The sequence below is a fragment of the Streptomyces coerulescens genome, from assembly GCF_042657965.1.
Classification (GTDB): Bacteria; Actinomycetota; Actinomycetes; order Streptomycetales; family Streptomycetaceae; genus Streptomyces; species Streptomyces coerulescens.
This window is the reverse complement of the sequence record NZ_JBHSKM010000011.1, coordinates 261,231-280,631: the sequence shown is the minus strand read 5'-3', so window position 1 is coordinate 280,631 and position 19,401 is coordinate 261,231. Positions and strand designations below refer to the sequence as shown.

General features: G+C 72.3%; 16 protein-coding genes and 1 pseudogene. 4 read left to right on the top strand and 13 right to left on the bottom strand.

Annotated features, from left to right (window positions below):
- Positions 1–64: 64 nt before the first annotated feature.
- From ACFPQ9_RS19385 to infC, 9 genes and pseudogenes are all read right to left on the bottom strand, one after another.
- Positions 65–1,405, bottom strand: a complete 1,341-nt coding sequence (locus ACFPQ9_RS19385; RefSeq protein WP_380854415.1) for a transcriptional regulator — start codon at positions 1,403–1,405, stop codon at positions 65–67.
- Between the two features lie 277 nt (positions 1,406–1,682).
- Complete coding sequence (locus tag ACFPQ9_RS19380) at positions 1,683–2,738, bottom strand: PP2C family protein-serine/threonine phosphatase (protein WP_380854413.1); 1,056 nt, start codon at positions 2,736–2,738, stop codon at positions 1,683–1,685.
- Positions 2,739–2,981: 243 nt separating this feature from the next.
- Positions 2,982–5,495, bottom strand: coding sequence for a phenylalanine--tRNA ligase subunit beta (pheT, locus tag ACFPQ9_RS19375; protein ID WP_380854411.1), 2,514 nt, complete (start codon positions 5,493–5,495; stop codon positions 2,982–2,984).
- Positions 5,495–6,616, bottom strand: a complete 1,122-nt coding sequence (gene pheS / locus ACFPQ9_RS19370) for a phenylalanine--tRNA ligase subunit alpha (RefSeq protein ID WP_380854409.1) — start codon at positions 6,614–6,616, stop codon at positions 5,495–5,497. Before pheS ends, pheT begins: the two co-directional genes overlap by 1 nt.
- Before the next feature lie 134 nt (positions 6,617–6,750).
- Positions 6,751–7,887 carry a sensor histidine kinase gene (locus ACFPQ9_RS19365; RefSeq protein WP_380854407.1) on the bottom strand — a complete coding sequence of 379 codons (1,137 nt, stop codon included), beginning with the start codon at positions 7,885–7,887 and terminating at the stop codon, positions 6,751–6,753.
- A 53-nt stretch (positions 7,888–7,940) separates the two neighbouring features.
- A complete protein-coding gene (locus ACFPQ9_RS19360; RefSeq protein ID WP_380854405.1) occupies positions 7,941–8,789 on the bottom strand; it encodes a TrmH family RNA methyltransferase in 849 nt (282 codons plus the stop codon).
- Positions 8,790–9,018: 229 nt separating this feature from the next.
- Entirely contained in the window at positions 9,019–9,402 is a 384-nt protein-coding gene (gene rplT, locus ACFPQ9_RS19355) for a 50S ribosomal protein L20 (RefSeq protein ID WP_006141703.1), read from the bottom strand.
- Positions 9,403–9,503: 101 nt separating this feature from the next.
- A complete protein-coding gene (gene rpmI / locus ACFPQ9_RS19350) occupies positions 9,504–9,698 on the bottom strand; it encodes a 50S ribosomal protein L35 (protein WP_015661694.1) in 195 nt (64 codons plus the stop codon).
- 111 nt (positions 9,699–9,809) lie between these two features.
- Positions 9,810–10,491: pseudogene (gene infC, locus ACFPQ9_RS19345) on the bottom strand (translation initiation factor IF-3).
- A 323-nt stretch (positions 10,492–10,814) separates the two neighbouring features.
- Between infC and ACFPQ9_RS19340 the strand changes: the two are divergent.
- Both ACFPQ9_RS19340 and ACFPQ9_RS19335 read left to right on the top strand, forming a co-directional pair.
- Complete coding sequence (locus ACFPQ9_RS19340) at positions 10,815–11,582, top strand: 4'-phosphopantetheinyl transferase family protein (protein ID WP_380854402.1); 768 nt, start codon at positions 10,815–10,817, stop codon at positions 11,580–11,582.
- Between the two features lie 3 nt (positions 11,583–11,585).
- A complete protein-coding gene (locus ACFPQ9_RS19335) occupies positions 11,586–11,942 on the top strand; it encodes a DUF1844 domain-containing protein (RefSeq protein WP_380854400.1) in 357 nt (118 codons plus the stop codon).
- A gap of 1 nt (position 11,943) precedes the next feature.
- Here the strand turns inward: ACFPQ9_RS19335 and ACFPQ9_RS19330 are convergent, their stop codons facing one another.
- Positions 11,944–12,675 (bottom strand): SseB family protein, encoded by a 732-nt coding sequence (locus ACFPQ9_RS19330; protein WP_380854398.1) that lies wholly within the window; start codon positions 12,673–12,675, stop codon positions 11,944–11,946.
- Positions 12,676–12,825: 150 nt separating this feature from the next.
- Here ACFPQ9_RS19330 and ACFPQ9_RS19325 point away from each other — a divergent pair, with 150 nt between their 5' ends.
- Positions 12,826–13,824 (top strand): serine hydrolase, encoded by a 999-nt coding sequence (locus ACFPQ9_RS19325; RefSeq protein ID WP_380854396.1) that lies wholly within the window; start codon positions 12,826–12,828, stop codon positions 13,822–13,824.
- A gap of 12 nt (positions 13,825–13,836) precedes the next feature.
- Here ACFPQ9_RS19325 and mycP read toward each other — a convergent pair whose 3' ends face one another.
- The gene (gene mycP, locus ACFPQ9_RS19320; RefSeq protein ID WP_380854394.1) at positions 13,837–15,084 is read right to left on the bottom strand and encodes a type VII secretion-associated serine protease mycosin; all 1,248 of its coding nucleotides are present in this window, start codon (positions 15,082–15,084) and stop codon (positions 13,837–13,839) included.
- Positions 15,081–15,920 (bottom strand): hypothetical protein, encoded by an 840-nt coding sequence (locus ACFPQ9_RS19315; protein WP_380854392.1) that lies wholly within the window; start codon positions 15,918–15,920, stop codon positions 15,081–15,083. The genes mycP and ACFPQ9_RS19315 overlap by 4 nt, the downstream gene beginning before the upstream one ends.
- A 1,332-nt stretch (positions 15,921–17,252) precedes the next feature.
- Here ACFPQ9_RS19315 and ACFPQ9_RS19310 point away from each other — a divergent pair.
- Positions 17,253–18,455 carry an amino acid deaminase/aldolase gene (locus ACFPQ9_RS19310; RefSeq protein ID WP_380854390.1) on the top strand — a complete coding sequence of 401 codons (1,203 nt, stop codon included), beginning with the start codon at positions 17,253–17,255 and terminating at the stop codon, positions 18,453–18,455.
- A 1-nt stretch (position 18,456) separates the two neighbouring features.
- Here the strand turns inward: ACFPQ9_RS19310 and ACFPQ9_RS19305 are convergent, their stop codons facing one another.
- The gene (locus tag ACFPQ9_RS19305) at positions 18,457–19,395 is read right to left on the bottom strand and encodes a DUF2510 domain-containing protein (RefSeq protein ID WP_380854493.1); all 939 of its coding nucleotides are present in this window, start codon (positions 19,393–19,395) and stop codon (positions 18,457–18,459) included.
- Positions 19,396–19,401: the final 6 nt, after the last annotated feature.

The following is a 19,401-nucleotide window of genomic DNA, read 5'->3' as shown; positions in this document are numbered from 1 at the left end:
GTAAGTGGCAATATCGCAGCAGGGACTATGAGGTGTCGGTGTTCGAGTACCCGTGTGCACCGGCCTACAGCGGTACGCGCAGCGCTCCGTCGATGAGTTCGGCGGCCTCGGCGGTGCCGGCGCCACCGCTGCGCACCAGGTGTTCGCGTACCGCCCGGAGTCTGTCGCGCAGCCGCTGGGACTCCATTCCCCGCGCCTGCTCGGCCATCTGCACCGCGGTGGCCACCGCCTTGTCGGCGTTGCCCTGGCGCAGCTCGATCGTGCTGAGCATGGCCAGCCGGTGCACCCGGCCCCGGTCGTGGGCGGGATTGTCCACGGCGGCCGCGGCGTGCTCCCCCGCGGCCGCGAGCTCCCCGAGACTCAGCAGCGCCTCCGCCACCTGGACGTTGACGAGGCCGGGCTGGACATAGCCCGTTTCGTCGGGTTCGTATCCGCGGTGGATGCGTTCGGCGGCCTGCTCGGCACGCCGGATGCAGGACAGGGCGCTCGTGCCGTCGCCGAGGTGGGCGTACGCCTTCGCCTGCATCGCGTACAGATCGGAGGCGAGCGCCGGGGTGATGTGCTTGCCCGCGGCCCGCAGCGCGGCCTCCGCGAAGGCGACGGCCTGCCGGAACTCCCGCATGAACAGCGCCTGGTTGACGAGGAGCGCGATGACGTAGGCGCCCAGTCCTCTGTCCCCGCTCGCCTTCGCGAGCCGCAGAGCCTGGTGGAAGTAGCGCTGGGCGAGCCCGTGCGCGTCGGAGTCGTAGGCGCAGATCCCGGCGATGGCGACCAACCCGCCCGTGGCCCGGTGCAGTTGGCGCCCGGTGGCGTCGGTGTAGCTGCCGCGCAGCAGCGGGGCGGCCTCGGCGTTGAGGAACCCGACGATCCGGGTGCGGGTCGCTATGCCGCCCGCCTTGCGGTACATCTGCTCGTAGTGGGTGCGGGCGGCGCGCAACATGTCGATGTCGCCGGGGGTGACCCGGTGCCGTCCGCCGCGTGAGACGTCGACGTCCTCGGGCGGGTTCTCCCATTCCCACACCGGCATCACGGCGGGCGTGCCGGTGACCGCGGGGGCGCCCAGTATGTGCGGCCGCTGCTGCTCGTCGGAGCGCCACAGGGCGGTGGCCCGCTCGACGAAGCCGGACAGCGAGGTGGTGTGCGCGGAGTTGGGTTCGCCGGGGACACCGAGACCGATGTCGTCGAGCGTGACGGTACGGTGCAGCCGGCCGGCCAGCACCTCGCAGATCAGGTCGGGCACCTGGCCGCGCGGCCGCTGGCCCTTCAACCACCGTGCGACGGCGGTGTGTTCGTATCTCAGCGCGAGCCCACGCGCCCGCCCCGCCTGGTTCACGTGTGCTGCCAGCCCCGCGTGCGAGATCCCGGCCTCGTCCAGGATCGCGTCGAGCAGAGTGTTGGGCTGCATATATGCCCCCCGGGTGGCTCGGTGCCCGTCAGACTAGTGCGAACCGGTTCACACGGGGTGTGAACCGAGTGCGCGAATCCGTAGCGTGCGCGCGCTGTTGCGGAGAGTTTCCTGCCGGTTGACTGAAATGCCTCGCAAGAGGCCGGCCGGGCCGCCGGCTCCCCCTCGTACAGTGCGGCGGCCCGCTTCCGCGCCGTCCGCCCAGCTGCCTGCCCGACACTCCGTGGCTGGGCGGATGGCTGCCGCCAGCTCGGCCGTGCGACTGATCGCCGTCGCGTCAAAGGTGGTTGGTCGGCTGCGGGTCGTGTGTGGCTGGTCGCGCAGTTCCCCGCGCCCCTATCGGGGCGCTGCACTGGACGTGGGTTCTGTCGTTCCGCAGGATCAGCAGCGCTATGTCGTCCGCCTGCCTTCCCCTTGTGTGGCGCAGCACGGCCGTGAACACGGTGCGCAGGATCGTCTGCGGGGTGATCGGGTGGTGGCGTACGGCCTCGACGAGTGCCGCTTGCAGGGAAAAGAACCGGCCTCTCGCGTCTCTCGCGTCCTCGACACCGTCCGTGTACAGGACCAGGGAGTCCCCGGGGAGCAGGGAGCCGCAGGGCAGCGGGGTCGGTTCGGGCGGGAGGGGGAACAGGCCGAGGGGCGGAAGGGGGTCGGTGCGGGCGAGGGGTTCGACGGTCGTGCCGCTCAGCAGATACGGCCAGGGGTGCCCGCAGTTGAGGGCGGAGATCTCGCCGTCGCGGCCGATTTCCAGGAGCAGCACGGTGACGAACTCCTCGGCGACCGGGGTGTCGGGCTCGTCCCGTGACCGCTCGCGCAGATGCCGGGCCAGCGCCCGGTCCAGCCTGCGCAGCACCCGGTCCAGGTCGGGTTCGTCGTGGACGGCCTCGCGGAAGCTGCCGAGGACGGCGGCGACCGTGCCGAGGGCGGCGATGCCGTGGCCGCGTACGTCGCCCATGACCGCCCGGACGCCGTGCTCGGTGGCGATGACCTCGTACAGATCGCCGCCGACCCGGGCGCCGCGATCCGCGGAGAGCTGGGCGGCGGCGACGTTCAGCCCGTCGATGCGCGACGGCAGCGGTCGCAGCAGCACGCTCTGCGCGGCACCGGCGACCTCGCGCACCTGCCGGAGTTCACGCACCAGGGCCTGCCGGACGTGCAGGATCAGCCCGGTCCCCACGGCGAAGAAGACGGCGCTGGTCACGACCCGGGCGCCGAGACTGTCCTGCTGGGCGAGCGGGCAGGCCAGCTTGTAGGTGATCGCCGTCGCACCCCAGGCGGTGGGCAGCCCCAACGCGAGCACCTTGCGGGGAACCCGAGCCATGAAGCGGAACATGCCGATGGTCCCCCAATAGGCCCTGACAAAGCAGAACGGACCGGCCTCGAAAGGCCGGTCCGATTCTGTCGGCAGATAGTCCGGAAGTACCAGATCACCCCGAGAAGTCACCCTATCGAGTGAGGTGACTTACAACACGCCCATTGGGGGTGTGGGGGCATGCCCCCACAAGGGGCGCGGGGAACTGCGCGACCAGCCACGACGAAACCCGCAGCCGGCAGACGGCACAGTCCCCCGCGGCGATCAGCCCCTCAGCACCGCACCCGTACGCTCACCCGCCAGCGCCACCGCCGCATCCCGAGCAGCCGAAGCCTCATCAACGGTCAGAGTCCGATCCCCGGCACGGAAGCGCAACGCGTACGCGAGCGACTTCTTGCCGTCGCCGAGCTGCTCGTCGTTGACGTACACGTCGAACAGCCGGATCCCCTCGAGGAGTTCACCGGCGCCCTCCCGCAGCGCGGCCTCGACCTCGGCGGCCGGCACCGGCTTGTCCACCACGAGGGCCACGTCCTGTGTGGCCACCGGGAACGTGGAGATGCTCGGCGCCTGCGGCGTGCCGTCGCCGACCTGCTCCAGGGCGTCCAGGTCCAGCTCCATCGCGCAGGTGCGCGCCGGCAGACCGAGGGCCTTGAGCACGCGGGGGTGCAGCTCGCCCGCGTGACCGACGACCGTCTCCGTGCCGGCCACGACCACGGCGAGCTCGGCGCACCGGCCGGGGTGCCACGGCCCGTACTGGCCACCGCGCACGATCAGCTCGGCACCGGCCTCGCGGGCCACCAGCCGGGCCGCCTCGACGGCGTCGGCCCAGTCGGCCGGACGTCCGGCGCCCCACCAGCCGGCCTGCTCACGCGCACCGGCGAGGACGACGGCCACGTGCCGCGGCTGCCGGGGCAGCACGGCGTCGAGCGCGGCGAGTTCCTCGTCGGTCGGGCGGCGGTCGACCGCCAGGTGTCCTGCGGTGCCCTGCTTCTCGTTCGGGAGGAAGATCAGCCCGGTCTCGAACAGCGCCAGCTCGTGCGAGCCCCGCCCGTCGTTGCGCCGCAGCGCGCCGAGCAGACCCGGCAGCAGCGACGTGCGCAGCGCGGGCTCCTCGTCGTTGAGCGGGTTGACCAGCTTGACGACACGGCGGGCCGGGTCGTCGGCGGCCAGGCCGAGCTGGTCGAAGACCTGCTCGCTGACGAAGGGGTAGTTCGGCGCCTCGACGTAGCCGGCCCCGGCCAGCGCGCGGCCGACGCGGCGGTGCAGGCGCTGACGGTGGGTCAGGCCGCGGCCGGACGGCGGCTTGGGCAGCGTGGAGGGCAGGTTCTCGTAGCCCTCCAGGCGGATGACCTCTTCGGCCAGGTCGTTCGGCTCGAGGAGGTCGGGACGCCACGACGGCACGGTGACGATCAGCTCGTCCTGCCCGTAGACGTCGCAGCCGATCTGCTGGAGCCGGCGTACGACGGTCTCGCGGCCGTACTCGACGCCCGCGACCTTGTCCGGGTGGTCGGCCGGGACGGTGATGGTGTGCGGCGCGGACGGCGTGACGACCTCGGTGACACCGGCGTCGGCGGTGCCGCCCGCGAGCAGTACCAGCAGGTCGACCGTGCGCTGAGCCGCAGCCGCTGCCGCCGCCGGGTCCACGCCCCGCTCGAAGCGGCGGGACGCCTCCGACGACAGCTTGTGCCGACGGGCCGTGCGCGCGATGGCGACCTGGTCGAAGTGGGCGGCCTCGATGACGACCGCGGTGGACGCGTTCTCGACGTCCTCGTGGTCGGCGATCTCGGTGTTGGCGCCGCCCATGACGCCCGCGAGGCCGATGGGGCCGCGGTCGTCGGTGATGACCAGGTCCTCGGCGTGCAGCTTGCGCTCGACGTCGTCGAGGGTGACGAGCTTCTCGCCCTCCTCGGCGCGGCGCACGCCGATGGTGCCCTGGACCAGGTTGCGGTCGTAGGCGTGCAGCGGCTGGCCGAGCTCCATCATCACGTAGTTGGTGACGTCGACGGCGAGCGAGATCGGGCGCATGCCGACCTTCTGGAGGCGCCGCTGGAGCCAGATCGGCGAGCGGGCCTCGGGGCTGAGGCCGGTCACCGTGCGGGCGGTGAAGCGGTCGCAGCCCATCGGATCCGAGACCTGCACCGGGTAGCCGAAGGCGTTAGGGCCGGGCACGTCGAGGAGCGCCGGGTCGCGCAGCGGCAGGCCGTAGGCGATGGCGGTCTCGCGGGCGACGCCGCGGATGGACAGGCAGTCGCCGCGGTTGGCGGTGACGGCGATGTCCAGGACCTCGTCGACCAGCTCCAGGAGCTCGATGGCGTCCTTGCCGACCTCGGTCTCCGGGGGCAGCACGATGATGCCGTGGGTGCCGTCGTCGCCCATGCCCAGCTCGCTGCTGGAGCAGATCATGCCGTGGGAGGTGCGGCCGTAGGTCTTGCGGGCGCTGATCGCGAAGCCGCCGGGCAGCACGGCGCCCGGGAGGACCACGACGACCTTGTCGCCGACCTGGAAGTTACGGGCGCCGCAGATGAGTTCCTGGGGCTCGCCGGTGCCGTTGGCCTGGCCGACGTCGACGGTGCAGAAGCGGATCGGCTTCTTGAACTCCGTCAGCTCCTCGATGGTCAGCACCTGGCCGACGACGAGGGGGCCCTTGAGGCCGTCGCCGAGCTGCTCGACGGTCTCGACCTCCAGACCGGCGGAAATGAGCTTGGCCTGGACGTCGCGCCCGGTCTCCGTCGCCGGCAGGTCGACGTACTCCCGCAGCCAAGAAAGCGGGACCCGCATCAGATCTCCATCCCGAACGGCCGGGTGAACCGGACGTCACCCTCGACCATGTCTCGCATGTCTTCGACGTTGTGGCGGAACATCAGCATCCGCTCGATGCCGAACCCGAAGGCGAAGCCGCTGTACTTCTCCGGGTCCACGCCGCAGGCGGTGAGGACGCGCGGGTTGACCATGCCGCAGCCGCCGAGCTCGATCCAGCCCTCGGAGGAGCAGGTACGGCAGGGCCGGTCGGGGTTGCCCACGGACTCGCCCTTGCAGACGTAGCAGAGCATGTCCATCTCGGCGCTCGGCTCGGTGAAGGGGAAGAAGTTCGGCCGCAGCCGGGTCTTCATGCCCTCGCCGAACAGGGACTGGACCATGTGGTCCAGGGTGCCCTTGAGGTCCGACATGGTCAGGCCCTCGTCCACGGCGAGCAGCTCGACCTGGTGGAAGACCGGGGTGTGGGTGGCGTCCAGCTCGTCCGTGCGGTACACGCGGCCGGGGCAGATCACATAGACCGGCAGCTCACGGTCGAGCAGCGAGCGGATCTGCACGGGCGAGGTGTGGGTGCGCAGCACGGCACCGGACTCGGTGCCGCCGTCCGGGCCCTGCACGAAGAAGGTGTCCGCCTCTCCGCGCGCCGGGTGGTCCGGGCCGATGTTGAGGGCGTCGAAGTTGAACCACTCCGCCTCGACCTGGGGGCCCTCGGCGACCTCGTAGCCCATGGCCACGAAGATGTCCTCGATGCGCTCCGAGAGGGTGGTGAGCGGGTGGCGGGCGCCGGCCGGTACGCGGTCGTACGGCAGCGTGACGTCCACCGCCTCCTCGACCAGTACGCGCTGGTCGCGCTCGGCCTCCAGCTCGCCCTGGCGGACGCCGAGTGCCTTGTTCACCGCGCCGCGGGCCTGCCCCACCCGCTTGCCGGCCTCGGCCTTGGCGTGCGGGGGCAGGGCGCCGATCTCGCGGTTGGCGAGGGCCAGCGGGGAGGTGCCCCCGGTGTGGGCGACCTTGGCCTCCTGGAGCGCGTCGAGGGAGTCCGCGGCGGCGAAGGCGGCGAGCGCCTCGTCCCGCATGCGCTCGATCTCTTCCGGTTTCAGTGCCTCGACCTCGACAGGGTCGTACGACTTATTGGGTGCCGACATCTCTTCCCGTGCTTCCGATTGGCTGGCTGAGTGCCCCGTCTCGACCTGGAGACGCTTTGTCTCTGGTTTTGGACGCAAAGGTGCCAATGGCCGAGTCTAACGGGGTCGGGGTAGGCGAATGCGCCCGTGGTGCCTCAGGCCATGAAGGCCGGTGCCGCCACGGGCAACGTAAATCGGAACTGTGCGCCGCCGCCGGGGGCGCGGCCGACCGTGATGGTGCCGCCGTGGGCCTCGACGATGCCCTTGACGATGTAGAGCCCGAGGCCGGTGCCGCCGCGCTTGCTGCCCCGCCAGAAGCGGGTGAAGACGCGGTTCATGGACTCCTCCGGGATGCCGGGCCCCTCGTCGCTCACGGTGACCGACGTGCCGGTGTCCTCGCCCTCTCGGGGGGACGCCGTGGCCGCGATGTCAATGGTGACCGTTCCGTCGCCGTGCCGCACGGCATTTTCGATGAGGTTGCTGAGCACCTGGTCGATCTTGTCCGGGTCGGCCCACAGGGCGGGCAGCGGCTGTTCGAGGCGGAGCAGGAACCGGTCGGCGGGCTGGCCCGCGGCGACGTACGCCTGGATGTGCCGCCCCACGGCCGCCCCGATGTCGACGGGCTGGCGCCTGACCTCCAGCCGTCCGCTGTCGATCCGCGAGATGTCGAGCAGCTCGGCGATGAGCCGGGTGACGCGGTCGGCGTCGGCGTCGACGGTCTCCAGCATCAGCCGCTTCTGGTCGTCGGTGAAGCGTTCCCACTTGGCGAGGAGGGTGGCGGTGAAGCCCTTGACCGAGGTCAGCGGGGAGCGCAGCTCGTGGGCGACCGTCGCGATCAGCTCGGCGTGGCTGCGCTCGGTGCGGCGGCGGGCCTCGGTGTCGCGCAGGGAGACGACGACGCGGTGGACGGGCCCGGTCGGCTCGGTACGGACGTAGCGCGCGCAGACCAGCACCTCGCGCCCGCCGGGCAGCAGGAGGTTGCGCTCGGGCTGCCGGCGCCTGATGGCCAGTCCGCCGTAGGGATCGGTCAGCTGCCACCAGCGCCGGCCTTCCAGATCCTCCAACGGCAGGGCCTTCTCCAGGCGCTGCCCGAGGGCGTCGGCGGCACGGACGGCGGTGATGCGCTCGGCGGCGGCGTTGAAGCAGATGACGTGGCCGTGCTCATCGGCGACGACGAGGCCGTCGGGCAGGTCGTCGGGATCGAAACCGAGCTCGGCGGGGTCACCGGACCGGGACGCGGACGGCCGCGGCACCTGTTGTGCTCCCGGTGCGCTGCTCGTGCCGACACTCATCCCCGTACCCCACCTCTCACGACGGCTTTGGGGCCCCCGAGCTGGTCACCCTACTAGCTCTCGGTGACGCTGCGGCACCCTCCGGCGGCGCGCTGTGCACGGGCCGACGCATAGAGACATACGGCGGCGGCGGTGGCGAGGTTCAGGCTCTCGGCCTTCCCGTGGATCGGGACGCGCACGACGGCGTCGGCCAGCGCGCGGGTCTCCTCGGGGAGCCCCCACGCCTCGTTCCCGAACACCCAGGCGGTCGGCCCGCCCATGCTCCCCTTGTCGAGTTCGTCGTCGAGGTCGTCGGTCCCGGCACCGTCGGCGGCGAGAATCCGCACCCCCGCGTCCTGGAGTCCGGCGACGGCCCGCTCGACGGGCACCCCGACGGCGACGGGAAGGTGGAACAGGGAGCCGACGGAGGCCCGTACGGCCTTGGGGTTGTAGAGGTCGACGGAGGCGTCGGTGAGGACGACCGCCTCGGCGCCTGCGGCGTCGGCGCACCGCAGCACGGTCCCGGCGTTCCCGGGGTCGCGCACATGCGCGAGCACGGCCACGAGCTTGGGCCGGGCGGCGAGGATCTCCTCGAAGGGGGTGTCGATGAACCGGCAGACACCGACGAGCCCCTGGGGTGTGACGGTGGTGGAGATGTCGGCGATCACCTGCTCGTCGGCGAGATGCACCCGCGCGCCGGCGGTCCGGGCCTCTCCGACGATGTCGGCGTACCGCTCCGCGGCCTCGACGGTGGTGAACAGCTCCACGAGCGTGGACCCGTACGCCGCCGCCTCCCGGACGGCCTGCGGCCCCTCGGCGAGAAACAGCCGGTCCTTGCCCCGGAAGTTCCGCTTACCGAGCCGCCGGGCGGCGGAGACACGGGGGGAACGGGGGGAGATCAGCTCGGGAGTGGCCGGGGGCATGTCTGTTCCTTCAGCAGTTCGGGTTTCGGCGATTCCGGGTGCCGCCAGGCCGAGGGCGCTGCAGCTCCTGAGGAGCGCGGGGCTGTGACATAGGCGGCTCCGCCGCGGGGCGCGACCAGCCCCCACCGGCCCGCGGTCGCAGACGAAGGCCGAGGCCCCCAACAGCAGGACCCGCAAGCCATGAAGCCTGCGGGTCCTCCAGTTACGTCGGCTCAGAGCCAGCGCAGCGTCACGCCGCCTTCGGGGCGTTGACGTCGCTCGGCAGCGCCTTCTGGGCGACCTCGACGAGCGCGGCGAACGCGTTCGCGTCGTTGACGGCCAGCTCGGCGAGGATCTTGCGGTCGACCTCGACGTTGGCGGCCTTCAGACCCTGGATGAAGCGGTTGTACGTGATGCCGTTGGCGCGGGCAGCGGCGTTGATGCGCTGGATCCACAGCTGGCGGAAGTCACCCTTGCGCTTCTTGCGGTCGTTGTAGTTGTAGACCAGCGAGTGGGTGACCTGCTCCTTGGCCTTGCGGTACAGGCGCGAACGCTGACCGCGGTAGCCGGAGGCCTGCTCGAGGATCGCCCGGCGCTTCTTGTGGGCGTTGACTGCCCGCTTGACGCGTGCCACTTTTTAACTCCTTGTAGCGGGGCCGTGGTTGGACTCACACGGCCCGGAATCGATTGGGTCCCGGTCCAGACGTACGGCGCTCGGACAGAGCACCGGGTACGTCACTTGCCGAGAAGCTTCTTGATCTTCTTGGCGTCGCCCGGGGCCATCTCGGCGTTGCCGGTGAGGCGACGCGTCACACGGGACGACTTGTGCTCGAGCAGGTGGCGCTTGCCGGCGCGCTCACGGAGCACCTTGCCGGAGCCGGTGACCTTGAAGCGCTTGCTGGCACCGCTGTGCGACTTGTTCTTCGGCATAGCGCCGTTCTCTCCTCGTGGGTGGCGCTCCGGTGCCCGGTCGTGAAACCGGGCACGGTGGAGCGTCGCTCGTATATCGATTTCGTCCTGGGGACCGGCGGTCCCCCGGGATCACGCCTCGGCGGAAGCCTCGGCAGGTGCCTCGGTCTCCACGGCGTTCTCGGAGTCCGCGGCGTTCTGCGACTTGCCGGGGTTGGCCTTCGCCTCTGCCTTGCGGGCTTCCTGCGCCTGACGGGCCTCGGCCATCGCCTCGGTCTTCTTCTTGTGCGGACCGAGAACCATGATCATGTTCCGGCCGTCCTGCTTCGGGTTCGACTCGACGAAACCGAGGTCCTGGACGTCCTCCGCGAGACGCTGCAGCAGTCGGTAGCCGAGTTCCGGCCGGGACTGCTCGCGACCACGGAACATGATCGTGATCTTGACCTTGTCGCCCTGCTTGAGGAACCGGACGACGTGACCCTTCTTGGTGTCATAGTCGTGCGGGTCGATCTTCGGCCGGAGCTTCATCTCCTTGATGACCGTGTGCGCCTGGTTCTTGCGCGCCTCACGGGCCTTCATGGCCGACTCGTACTTGAACTTCCCGTAGTCCATGAGCTTGCACACGGGCGGACGGGCGTTCGCCGCGACCTCGACCAGGTCCAGGTCGTACTCCTGCGCAAGCTCCAGTGCCTTCGCCAGCGGGACGATGCCCACCTGCTCGCCACTGGGACCGACAAGTCGCACCTCGGGAACGCGAATCCGGTCGTTGATGCGGGGCTCGGCGCTGATGGATCCTCCTCGGTTAGCACCACACGGCGGTCTGGCGGACAGCCGTGTATGTCTCTTTTCGATAGACCTAACCGCGCCGAAGCACAAAAAATGCCCCGGACGATCACAGGCGGGGCTCCAAGCACTACCGGAGCACCGCCGCGATGATCGCGGGGCGCGATTTCGGGCGGCTCCATCGTCCGTACGGAACGATGGGCGCCGCCTGACCGGGGTGACCCGCCGTCCCGGAGGACGATCAGGTGGGAGTTCGGAGCCTCCACTTGTGGGTCGGTACATATGACCGACCGGTCGAGAACCAGCGTACCAAATTTTGCAAGGACCGCTCACCGGGCGGTTAGGGTCGGCCGCATGGCCACGTCGATCTGGCTCTGGTCCGCCGGGAACGTCCTCCATGGTGACGTACTCGGCGAGGAGGAGCGACGGCGGGCCGCGGCGCTGCGGGAGCCCCTGGGGTCGTACTTCACGGCGGCCCGGGTGGCGGTGCGGACGATCCTCGGGGAGCTGCTGGGGGTGCCGGCCGGCGACATCGTGCTGGGCAACCGCCCCTGCCCTGGATGCGGGGACGCCGGCCACGGGCCGCCGCGGGTGGTCTGGCCGCGGACGTCCCTGTGGATCAGCACGAGCCGCTCGGAGGCCTACGGCGCCCTGGCGGTGAGCACGGCTCCCGTCGGGGTGGACATCGAGACGCACCGGCCGGTAGACCTGGCGGGTCTCGGCGGTGACGTGCTCGCCCCGGCCGAGGCCGCCTGGCTGGACGGGTTCACCGGGCCACGGGAGCGGCTGCTCGGCTTCTACCGCTGCTGGACCCGCAAGGAGGCGGTGCTGAAGGCCGTGGGGGTGGGGATGAGCGTCGATCCGCGCCTCTGGGACACCGCGCCCGGGGCCGACCGGGGCCGTGTGCGGGACACGACGTCGAGCCCGGCACGGCTGTGGGCGGTGGAGAACCCGCTCTCCCTTCCGGACACGACCCTGGCCGTCAGCCGCCCGGCCGCGGCCACGGCGTACGAGGACGACGTCTCCGTCAGGGCCCTTTCGCCGGCGGAGACCGGAGCGGCGGATCTCCCGGCGGCCGGTGAGACTACGCTGAAGGGGTTCCGCGCCCTGAAAGAGATGTGAGCGATGACCGACAGTACGCAGCCGCCGTCCGACTTCGACGCCATGACCCGCGACATCGCCGAGGTCCCGGCGGTCGAGGTGATCGTGACGGTCGCCGTGAATCTGATGAGCGCCGCCGCCGTGAAGCTCGGTCTGACCGACGAGGGCGACAAGTTCAAGGACCTCGACGAGGCCCGCAAGCTGGTGCATGCCCTCGCCGGGCTGCTGGACGCGAGCGCGACCGAGATCAGCTCGTTCCACGCGGCGCCCCTGCGCGACGGCCTGAAGTCGCTCCAGCTCGCCTTCCGCGAGGCGTCGATCGTCCCGGACGAGCCCGGTCAGGGGCCCGGCGAGAAGTACACGGGGCCGGTCTACGGCTAGGTCATCCGCGTACGTACAGGGGCTCGCCCGGTGGCGTCGTCCCGGCCGGCAGCAGTGCCAGGTCGAGACCGCGCACCAGGCGGGCCCTCAGTGTTTCGTCGGCGGCGAGCCGCTCGGCCACCGCACGCGCGGCCTCGGCGGGTACGGCTGAGGCGTCCAGGACGAGGGCCAGGGTGCCGTCGGCCTGTCCGGGCCCGAGGTGGGCGCTGAGCACGGCGGGCACCGCGGACACGGCGGCCCGCACCGCCTCCCGCACGGCCGGGTCGGCCAGCGGATCCGTCGTCGTACGCCCCTCGACGAGCGCCAGCAGCGCCCGCCCCGTCAGCTCGTAGGGCACCGGTCCTGCCATGTCCAGCACGATCGTGTCCGCCTTCTCGTGCGCCGCGGCCTCCAGGGCCTGGTTCAGGGGTACGGCGACGGGGCGGGCCGCCGGGTCCCAGCGGGCGAGGGAGTCGGTGGACGTGAAGGCGGGCAGGGCGGTGCGGTCGCCGGCCTTCAGGGTGGGGACGGCCATGTCACTGGTCTTCTCGCGGCGCAGTCCGTTCTCGTCCTCCTCGACCTCGCCGAGCACGGCCACGACCGGGACGAGCAGCCGGGCGTCCTTGAGTGCCTCCAGGACGGGGCCCTCGGCGGTGCGGTCCTCGGCCCAGGCCGCGAGCGCCGCGCTCAGCCGGGGATCGACCGTGCCGTCGTCGTCGGAGAACGGGGAGTCGGGAATGTTCTTGTTCGCCACGGTCACTGACCCTATCGGGGGGATACTTCTGCGCTTGTGCGGGCCCGGTAACCCGCGCGTGACACCCGGTCGCCTGAATCTGCGATTATCTGACCCGTCTCTAACGTGCGTCTCACAGCACGCACAGGCAGAGCGGCGACGATCGCGTACATGGAGTCCTCCAGAGTCCGACGCGACCCACGCGACCGACGCGCCCGTCCGTCTCGACACCGACCCCTGCTCCACGGCACCCTCGCCACCGTCGTCGTCCTGTGCGGTACGGCCGCGGGCACGGCGTATGTGAAGACGGGGGCGCGCCCCGGGGTGCGGGCCGTATCGTCGGCGGCGATGCCCTCGGCGTCGATCTCGGCCGCTGCCGGTGGGGAGGCCTCTGTGGAGCCGACGGTGGACCACGACGTCCTGCTGGCCGGGGCCATGAAGGCGGTGGACGTCGAGGACGGCGCCGCGGTGTCGGTGGCGGTGCTGGACCTGGACTCCGGCGCGAGCGCCACGTACGGCAACGGCTTCTTCGACACCGCGAGCATCGTCAAGGTCGACATCCTGGCCGCGCTGCTGCTCCAGGCCCAGGACGCGGGACGTGAGCTCACGGCGGCGGAGCGGTCGTACGCCACCGACATGATCGAGTACAGCGACAACACCGCCGCATCGGCCCTGTGGCGGACGATCGGGAGGGCGGACGGGCTCGAAGCGGCGAACGTGCGGCTCGGGCTCAAGGAGACCGTCGGTGGCGACGGCGGCTACTGGGGGCTGACCCGGACCACCGCGGCCGATCAACTCAGGCTGCTGCGGCAGGTGTTCGAGGCGGCGGGCTCGGAGCTGACCGCGGATTCGCGGGCGTATGTCGCGGGGTTGATGGGGCAGATCGCCGCCGATCAGCGGTGGGGGGTGTCGGCGGTCGCCGACGGCTCCGGGTGGGCGTTGAAGAACGGCTGGCTGCCGCGTACGGCCACCGGGCTGTGGGACATCAACAGCATCGGGCGGGTGACGGTGGCCGGCGCCGACTATCTGGTGGCGGTGCTCTCCGGCGGCAATTCGACCAAGCAGCAGGGTGTCTCGCTGGTCGAGGCGGCGGCGCGGGCGGCGGTGTCGGTGTTCATCGGTGAGGACGTGTCGGGTTCCCCGGCCGTCACGACACCCGCCACCCCGTAGCGGACCCGGCCGCTAGAAGCCGAAACGGCCGCGGCGGCCCCGCCACACGACGACCGCCGACACCAGCAGGAGCCCGCCGGCGGCGCCCGCCAGCCATGCGGTCCAGCTCGTCGCGTCGTCGTCCGAGGCGGCCGCGTCGGGACCCGAGCCGAAGTACTCCTCGCCGTACGACGCCGCTTTCAGGTCCTCGGGCTTCATGCCGGCTGCCTCCTTGATGGCGGCGGCCGGGTCGACGAAGCCGTAGCCGCGCGAGTCGTCGCGGCCGTCGGCCGGGGCGTTGCGGGCCGTGTCCTCCAGGAGCTTCTTGATCTGCGCCGGGGTCAGACCGGGGTGGGCGGCCTTGACCAGGGCGACCGCGCCGGAGACGAAGGCGGCGGCGGCGCTGGTGCCCCAGCCCTCGTAGTACTTGTGGTCGGGGTCGGCGATGACGACCTTGTCGCCGGGGGCGCTGACCGTGGCGTACCAGCGGCGGGTGGAGAAGGAGGCGCGGGTGCCGTAGCGGTCGACGGCGGTCGCCGCGATGACGCCCGGGTAGGCGGCCGGGTAGGAGATGTGGTCGCCCTTCTCGCCGCCGTTGCCGGCCGACGCGACGACCACGGCGCCCTTCTTCAGGGCGTACTGCACGGCCTCGTCCTCGCCGGCCTCGGGGTGGGCGGACTTGGAGTCGTCGCCGAGGGAGAGGTTGATGACGTCGGCGCCGTGGTCGGCGGCCCAGCGGATGCCTTCGGCGAGGGCGTTGCCGCGGGTGCTGCGGGCCTTGGCGCGGGCGGGGTCGCCGTCCTCCAGGATCACGCGGACGGGGAGGATCCTGGCCTCGGGGGCGATGCCCATGACGCCGTCGCCGCCTCCCGCGCCGTGTCCGTGGCCGGCGATGATGCCGGCCATCGCGGTGCCGTGCCGGGCCCAGGCGCGGTCGCCGCGGTCGGCTCCGAAACCGACCATGTCCTTGCCCTGGAGGACGTTGCCGACGAGGTCGGGGTGGTCGGCCTCGACGCCGGTGTCGAGGACGGCGACGGTGACGCCCTCGCCCTTGGTGGTCTGCCAGGCCTCCTGCGTGTGCATGGCCTCCAGGGCCCACTGCTGGGCGCGTATGGAGTCGGCGTGCGCCGCGGTGGGCGGCAGGAGGGCGAGGCAGGTGCCGAGGAGGGCGGCGAGGGGTCCGGTGCGCCGGGTCACGAGGTGCTTCACACCCCTGGTCACGGCGCCGGAGGCCGCACCGTTCAGGCCGGCGGGCTCAGTCGTCCTCGTGCCGCGGTTCATGACGACTGCTCCGTGGACGGGCCGACGTTCTTGCGCAGGGCACGCTCCACGCGGTCGGCGAGGCCCTGTGCCTCATGGCCGAGGCCGGCCTGGCCGACGGCCGAGGTGGCGCCGGACTCCATGGCCTCCTCGGCGGGCTGGGGCTCGTCGACGGTGCGGTGGTCGGCCCAGCCGGAGACGGCGTAGACGACGACGGGGGCGTCGGTGAGCACGGAGATGGTCCAGGAGGCCCGCTGCTCGTTGCCGAAGCCGGCTGCCAGGGTGCCCTTGGCGGCGTACGGACGGGGCATGAGGTCCGTACGGCGGTCGAGGCCCTCCTTGCTGACGCGGCTGTCGAGCGAGCGCATCGCGGTGGCGTCGGCGTCGGTGAAGAGCATGCCGACGGTGGTGACGTAGCTCTGGGTGGCGTCGGTGTAGGTGGCGCGCAGCAGGCGCTGGCAGCCGACGGGCGCGAGGGCCTTGCGCAGGAGCGGGTCGAACGCGCCCGTGCAGCCGGTGTCGGGGGCGACGGCGATCCGGGTCCAGGTCCGGTCGGCACCGCCGGGGCCGGCGCCCTTCCCGATCACCTTGGGCGGGAACAACCGGTCGACGGGTACGCCGTGCCAGAGGCTTCCGGCGGCGGCGAAGGTGTCCCGGGCACCGCCGTCACCGGGCTCCCCGATCAGCCAACTCCCGGTCACGGCACCGCCGATGAGCCCGACGCCGAGCACGACACAGGCGGCGGCCACGGCGATCCGGGGCCGCAGCCGCATCCCGAGCGGACGCGGCCGCGCCTGCTCGTCGTACCCCTCGGGCTCCCCGAACGACACGACGGGCCGCCCGGCACCGGGCGCCATGGGAGCGCTCCAGGACAGCGACGGGTCCGGCGAGAACTGGGCGGAGGCCCCGTGGCCCCCCGCGGCGTACGGCGTCCCGGCCGCCCCTGCGTCGGAGGCCGATGTCCCGTACCCCTGCGAGGGTGCCTGACCGGGCGGACGCACGGGCGGTAGAGGCGCCGAGACGGACCGGCGGGGGGACTCGGTGGGAGCGGCCCCGGAACGGTGCGGCGTGCCGAGAGTCCCTTGCGCCGAGGCGGAGCGCGCCTGCGGGGGTGCGCCGGGGGAACGCTGTGCGCCTGACGGGCGGTTGGCGGAGTCTGCCGGTGGGGTCGCGGGGATCGGGCGCAGGCGGAAGGTCGTCTCCGCGGCGGTCTCGGCGGGAGCGCCCGAACGCCGGGGTGTTGTCGAGGGCCGCTCCCCGGGACGGGACGGCGTACCACCGGGCACGACCGGGCCGGCGCTGTCGGGACTCCGTGACGCCCCCGCTGCCGGACGGTGGCCGGCGGGCTCGGGGTTGCGCGACGCACCCTCTGCCGGGCCATGACCGGCGGACTCGGGGTTCCGTGGGGCACCCACTGCCGGACGATGGCCGGCAGTCTCGGGGTTGCGCGACGCACCCTCTGCCGGGCGACGACCGGTGGGATCAGGGTTCCGTGACGCACCCGCCGCCGGACGATGGCCCGTGGGGTCAGGGTTGCGTGACTCGTTCGTGGTGGGGCGGCCGGTGGTGGGTGGGGCGTCCGGGAAGCGGGCCGAGGGGCTGGGGGGAGGCGGCGGGGTGGGGGTGCCGGATCCGGGGGACGGGATGCGTGCGCTCGGGTGGGGGCGTGTGGCCGCGGGCGTCCGGGTGCCGGTCGTGGAGCCGTCCGGCGAGCCGGACGTGGCGTCCGCCCTTGCGTCGGCGCCGCCCGGCATCGGTCGCTCCGTTCGCGCGCCCTCGCCGCCGTCGTCCCGTGGGTCGCCGGTGGCAGGCGGCTGCGGGGGTCTGGGCGGTGTCGTCGGGCGGGGCGGGACGGCGGGCGGGTTCGACGGGCGCGGGGGGATGGGGGCGCGACGCGCTTCCGTGCTCATGCACCCCCCGTTTCCTCGTCCCCGGGCCCGTCCTCGTGCGTGGGCCGCCGTTGTCGTACCAGGTCTGCCGCACCCGGTACGGACTCCTCCGACCAGGCACGCATACCCGCGCCGAGGGAGCGTCATCCCGGCGCGCGGCGCGGCCGTGGACGTTCCCACTTGCGTGCGCGTCACTCTACGGGTTGAACCTGCGCGAACGGGAACCAGTCCACGACCCCGTGCGGATCTGCCCGGAACGTCCCCCTACCCTGCGGTAATCCCGTCTGGCAGGCTTCGTTCATGACTGCGCGCGCCGCTGACCGGGCCCGTTACGACCGGGCCACCGCCCATCTCGAAGCCCCCCTCGCGATCGTGGACCTGGAGGCCTTCGACGCCAACGCGGACGACATGCGCCGCCGGGCCGGCGGCAAGCCGATCCGCGTCGCCAGCAAGTCCGTCCGCTGCCGGGCGCTGCTGGAACGGGTCCTCGCCAAGGACGGCTTCGCAGGCCTGATGTCGTTCACCCTCGCCGAGTCGCTGTGGCTGGCGCGCTCCGGGTTCGACGACGTCCTGCTCGCCTACCCGTCGGCCGACCATGCCGGGTTCGCGGAGCTGACCGGGGACCCCAAGCTCGCCGCCGCCGTCACCGTGATGATCGACGACCCGGCGCAGCTGCGGCTGATCGACGCCGCCCGCAACGGCGGCCGGGAAGTGGTCCGGGTCTGCCTGGAGTTGGACACCTCCCTGAAGCTGCTGGGGGGACGGGTGCGCGTCGGCGCCCGGCGTTCGCCCCTGCACTCCCCCGCCCAGGTCGCCGACCTGGCGCGGACCGTCGCCCGGCAGCCGGGGTTCCAACTCGTCGGGATCATGGCGTACGAGGGGCACATCGCCGGGGTCGGTGACTCGGTGGCGGGGCGTCCGCTGCGATCCCGTGCCGTACGGCTGATGCAGGCCACGGCCCGCCGGGAGCTCGCCGAGCGCCGGGCCGCGGTGGTGCGGGCCGTGCGTGCGGTGGTGCCGGACCTGGAGTTCGTCAACGGCGGCGGGACCGGCAGTGTGCAGTTCACGGCCGCCGAGGACGCGGTGACCGAGATCGGGGCCGGGTCGGGGCTGTATGTGCCGCGGCTGTTCGACAACTACACGTCCTTCAGCGGGCGTCCGGCCGCGCTGTTCGCCCAGCCGGTCGTGCGCCGGCCGGGCGTGGGGGTCGTGACCGTCCTCGGGGGCGGGTATCCGGCCTCGGGCGCGGCCGGGCCCGACCGGCTGCCGGTGCCGTATCTGCCTCAAGGGCTGCGCTACGACCCGCAGGAGGGGCCCGGCGAGGTGCAGACGCCGCTGCTCGGCTCCCCCGCCGACGATCTGCTGCTCGGCGACAAGGTGTGGTTCCGGCACGCGAAGGCCGGTGAGCTGTGCGAGCGGTTCGACGCGCTGCATCTGATCGAGGGGGACTCGGTGACGGCGACCGTGCCGACGTATCGCGGCGAGGGCCATACGTTCCTGTAGGTCAGTGGGTCGACCGGATGCCCTTGGTGAGGCGGTCCATGTCGGCCAGCGGTGGCCCGTCCTCGCCCGCGTCGAAGACGTAGCGGACCACGACCGGTGACCCGGTGCCGATGCTGGAGGGGAAGACGAGGGACTGGACGTAGCCGCCCGATCCCTTGGCCGTGGTGACCCGCCAGCGCACGAACCAGCCGGCCCGGCCCGCCACCGTGACCGGGCCGGACCCGAGGACCTTGTGGGCCTCGATGCCGCCGAAGGGGCGCCGGCCGATCAGGTCGCGGTCGTAGGCGGCGTCGGCCGCTTCCTTGATGTCGGCCTTGGCGATCGCCTCGGGGGAGTTCCCGTCGTCCGCGGTCGCCGTGCGCGAGCTGACCCTGCCGTGCCGGCAGTAGCCGAAGTCGGCGGGGCAGTCGTAGGTGCCGTCCGTGGTCATCAGGACGTCGGCCTCGGTGAAGGTGCGCGGTCTGACCCAGCCGTCGAGCAGCGGCAGGGTGAAGCCGTTGAGCTGGTCCGTCACCACCGCCGGGCCGTCGGCCGGGGGCTCGGAGGAGGACTCGGCCGGGCTCGGGGTGTCCGAGGCCGGCTCACGGTCCACCGGCTGCGAGGTCGCGAGCGTCGGCGCGGTCTCCACCTGCCCGCCCCCGTCGTCCTCGCCGAGGACGATCACGCCTGTGACGATCGCCGTGAGCAGGATCGCCCCGGCCGCGACCAGGGCGACGACCTTGGGTCCCTTTCCGGAGTCACCGCCGGGCGAGGGCCGCCCCGGCGTCAGCGGCACGGTCGGCTGCGACCCGTACACCGGCGGGCCGGGCACCGGCGGCGTCGGGGCCGCCGGTGCGGGTGCCTCGGGGGCACGCCGGTGCTCGGTCCAGGCCGTACCGTCCCACCAGCGTTCCAGGTGCGGGGCGGAGGGGTCGCGGTACCAGCCGGGCGTGGGCGTCATGCTCAT

Excerpts from the sequence above, each read along its gene's own strand:
- mycP (WP_380854394.1), bottom strand. The coding sequence starts at position 15,084 with ATGAACCGCGGCACGAGGACGACTGAGCCCGCCGGCCTGAACGGTGCG.
- ACFPQ9_RS19305 (WP_380854493.1), bottom strand. The coding sequence starts at position 19,395 with ATGACGCCCACGCCCGGCTGGTACCGCGACCCCTCCGCCCCGCACCTG.
- ACFPQ9_RS19380 (WP_380854413.1), bottom strand. The coding sequence starts at position 2,738 with ATGTTCCGCTTCATGGCTCGGGTTCCCCGCAAGGTGCTCGCGTTGGGG.
- ACFPQ9_RS19310 (WP_380854390.1), top strand. The coding sequence starts at position 17,253 with ATGACTGCGCGCGCCGCTGACCGGGCCCGTTACGACCGGGCCACCGCC.
- ACFPQ9_RS19315 (WP_380854392.1), bottom strand. The coding sequence starts at position 15,920 with ATGGCGCCCGGTGCCGGGCGGCCCGTCGTGTCGTTCGGGGAGCCCGAG.
- ACFPQ9_RS19385 (WP_380854415.1), bottom strand. The coding sequence starts at position 1,405 with ATGCAGCCCAACACTCTGCTCGACGCGATCCTGGACGAGGCCGGGATC.
- ACFPQ9_RS19340 (WP_380854402.1), top strand. The coding sequence starts at position 10,815 with ATGGCCACGTCGATCTGGCTCTGGTCCGCCGGGAACGTCCTCCATGGT.
- pheS (WP_380854409.1), bottom strand. The coding sequence starts at position 6,616 with ATGTCGGCACCCAATAAGTCGTACGACCCTGTCGAGGTCGAGGCACTG.
- ACFPQ9_RS19360 (WP_380854405.1), bottom strand. The coding sequence starts at position 8,789 with ATGCCCCCGGCCACTCCCGAGCTGATCTCCCCCCGTTCCCCCCGTGTC.
- rpmI (WP_015661694.1), bottom strand. The coding sequence starts at position 9,698 with ATGCCGAAGAACAAGTCGCACAGCGGTGCCAGCAAGCGCTTCAAGGTC.
- ACFPQ9_RS19325 (WP_380854396.1), top strand. The coding sequence starts at position 12,826 with ATGGAGTCCTCCAGAGTCCGACGCGACCCACGCGACCGACGCGCCCGT.
- pheT (WP_380854411.1), bottom strand. The coding sequence starts at position 5,495 with ATGCGGGTCCCGCTTTCTTGGCTGCGGGAGTACGTCGACCTGCCGGCG.
- ACFPQ9_RS19335 (WP_380854400.1), top strand. The coding sequence starts at position 11,586 with ATGACCGACAGTACGCAGCCGCCGTCCGACTTCGACGCCATGACCCGC.
- ACFPQ9_RS19365 (WP_380854407.1), bottom strand. The coding sequence starts at position 7,887 with ATGAGTGTCGGCACGAGCAGCGCACCGGGAGCACAACAGGTGCCGCGG.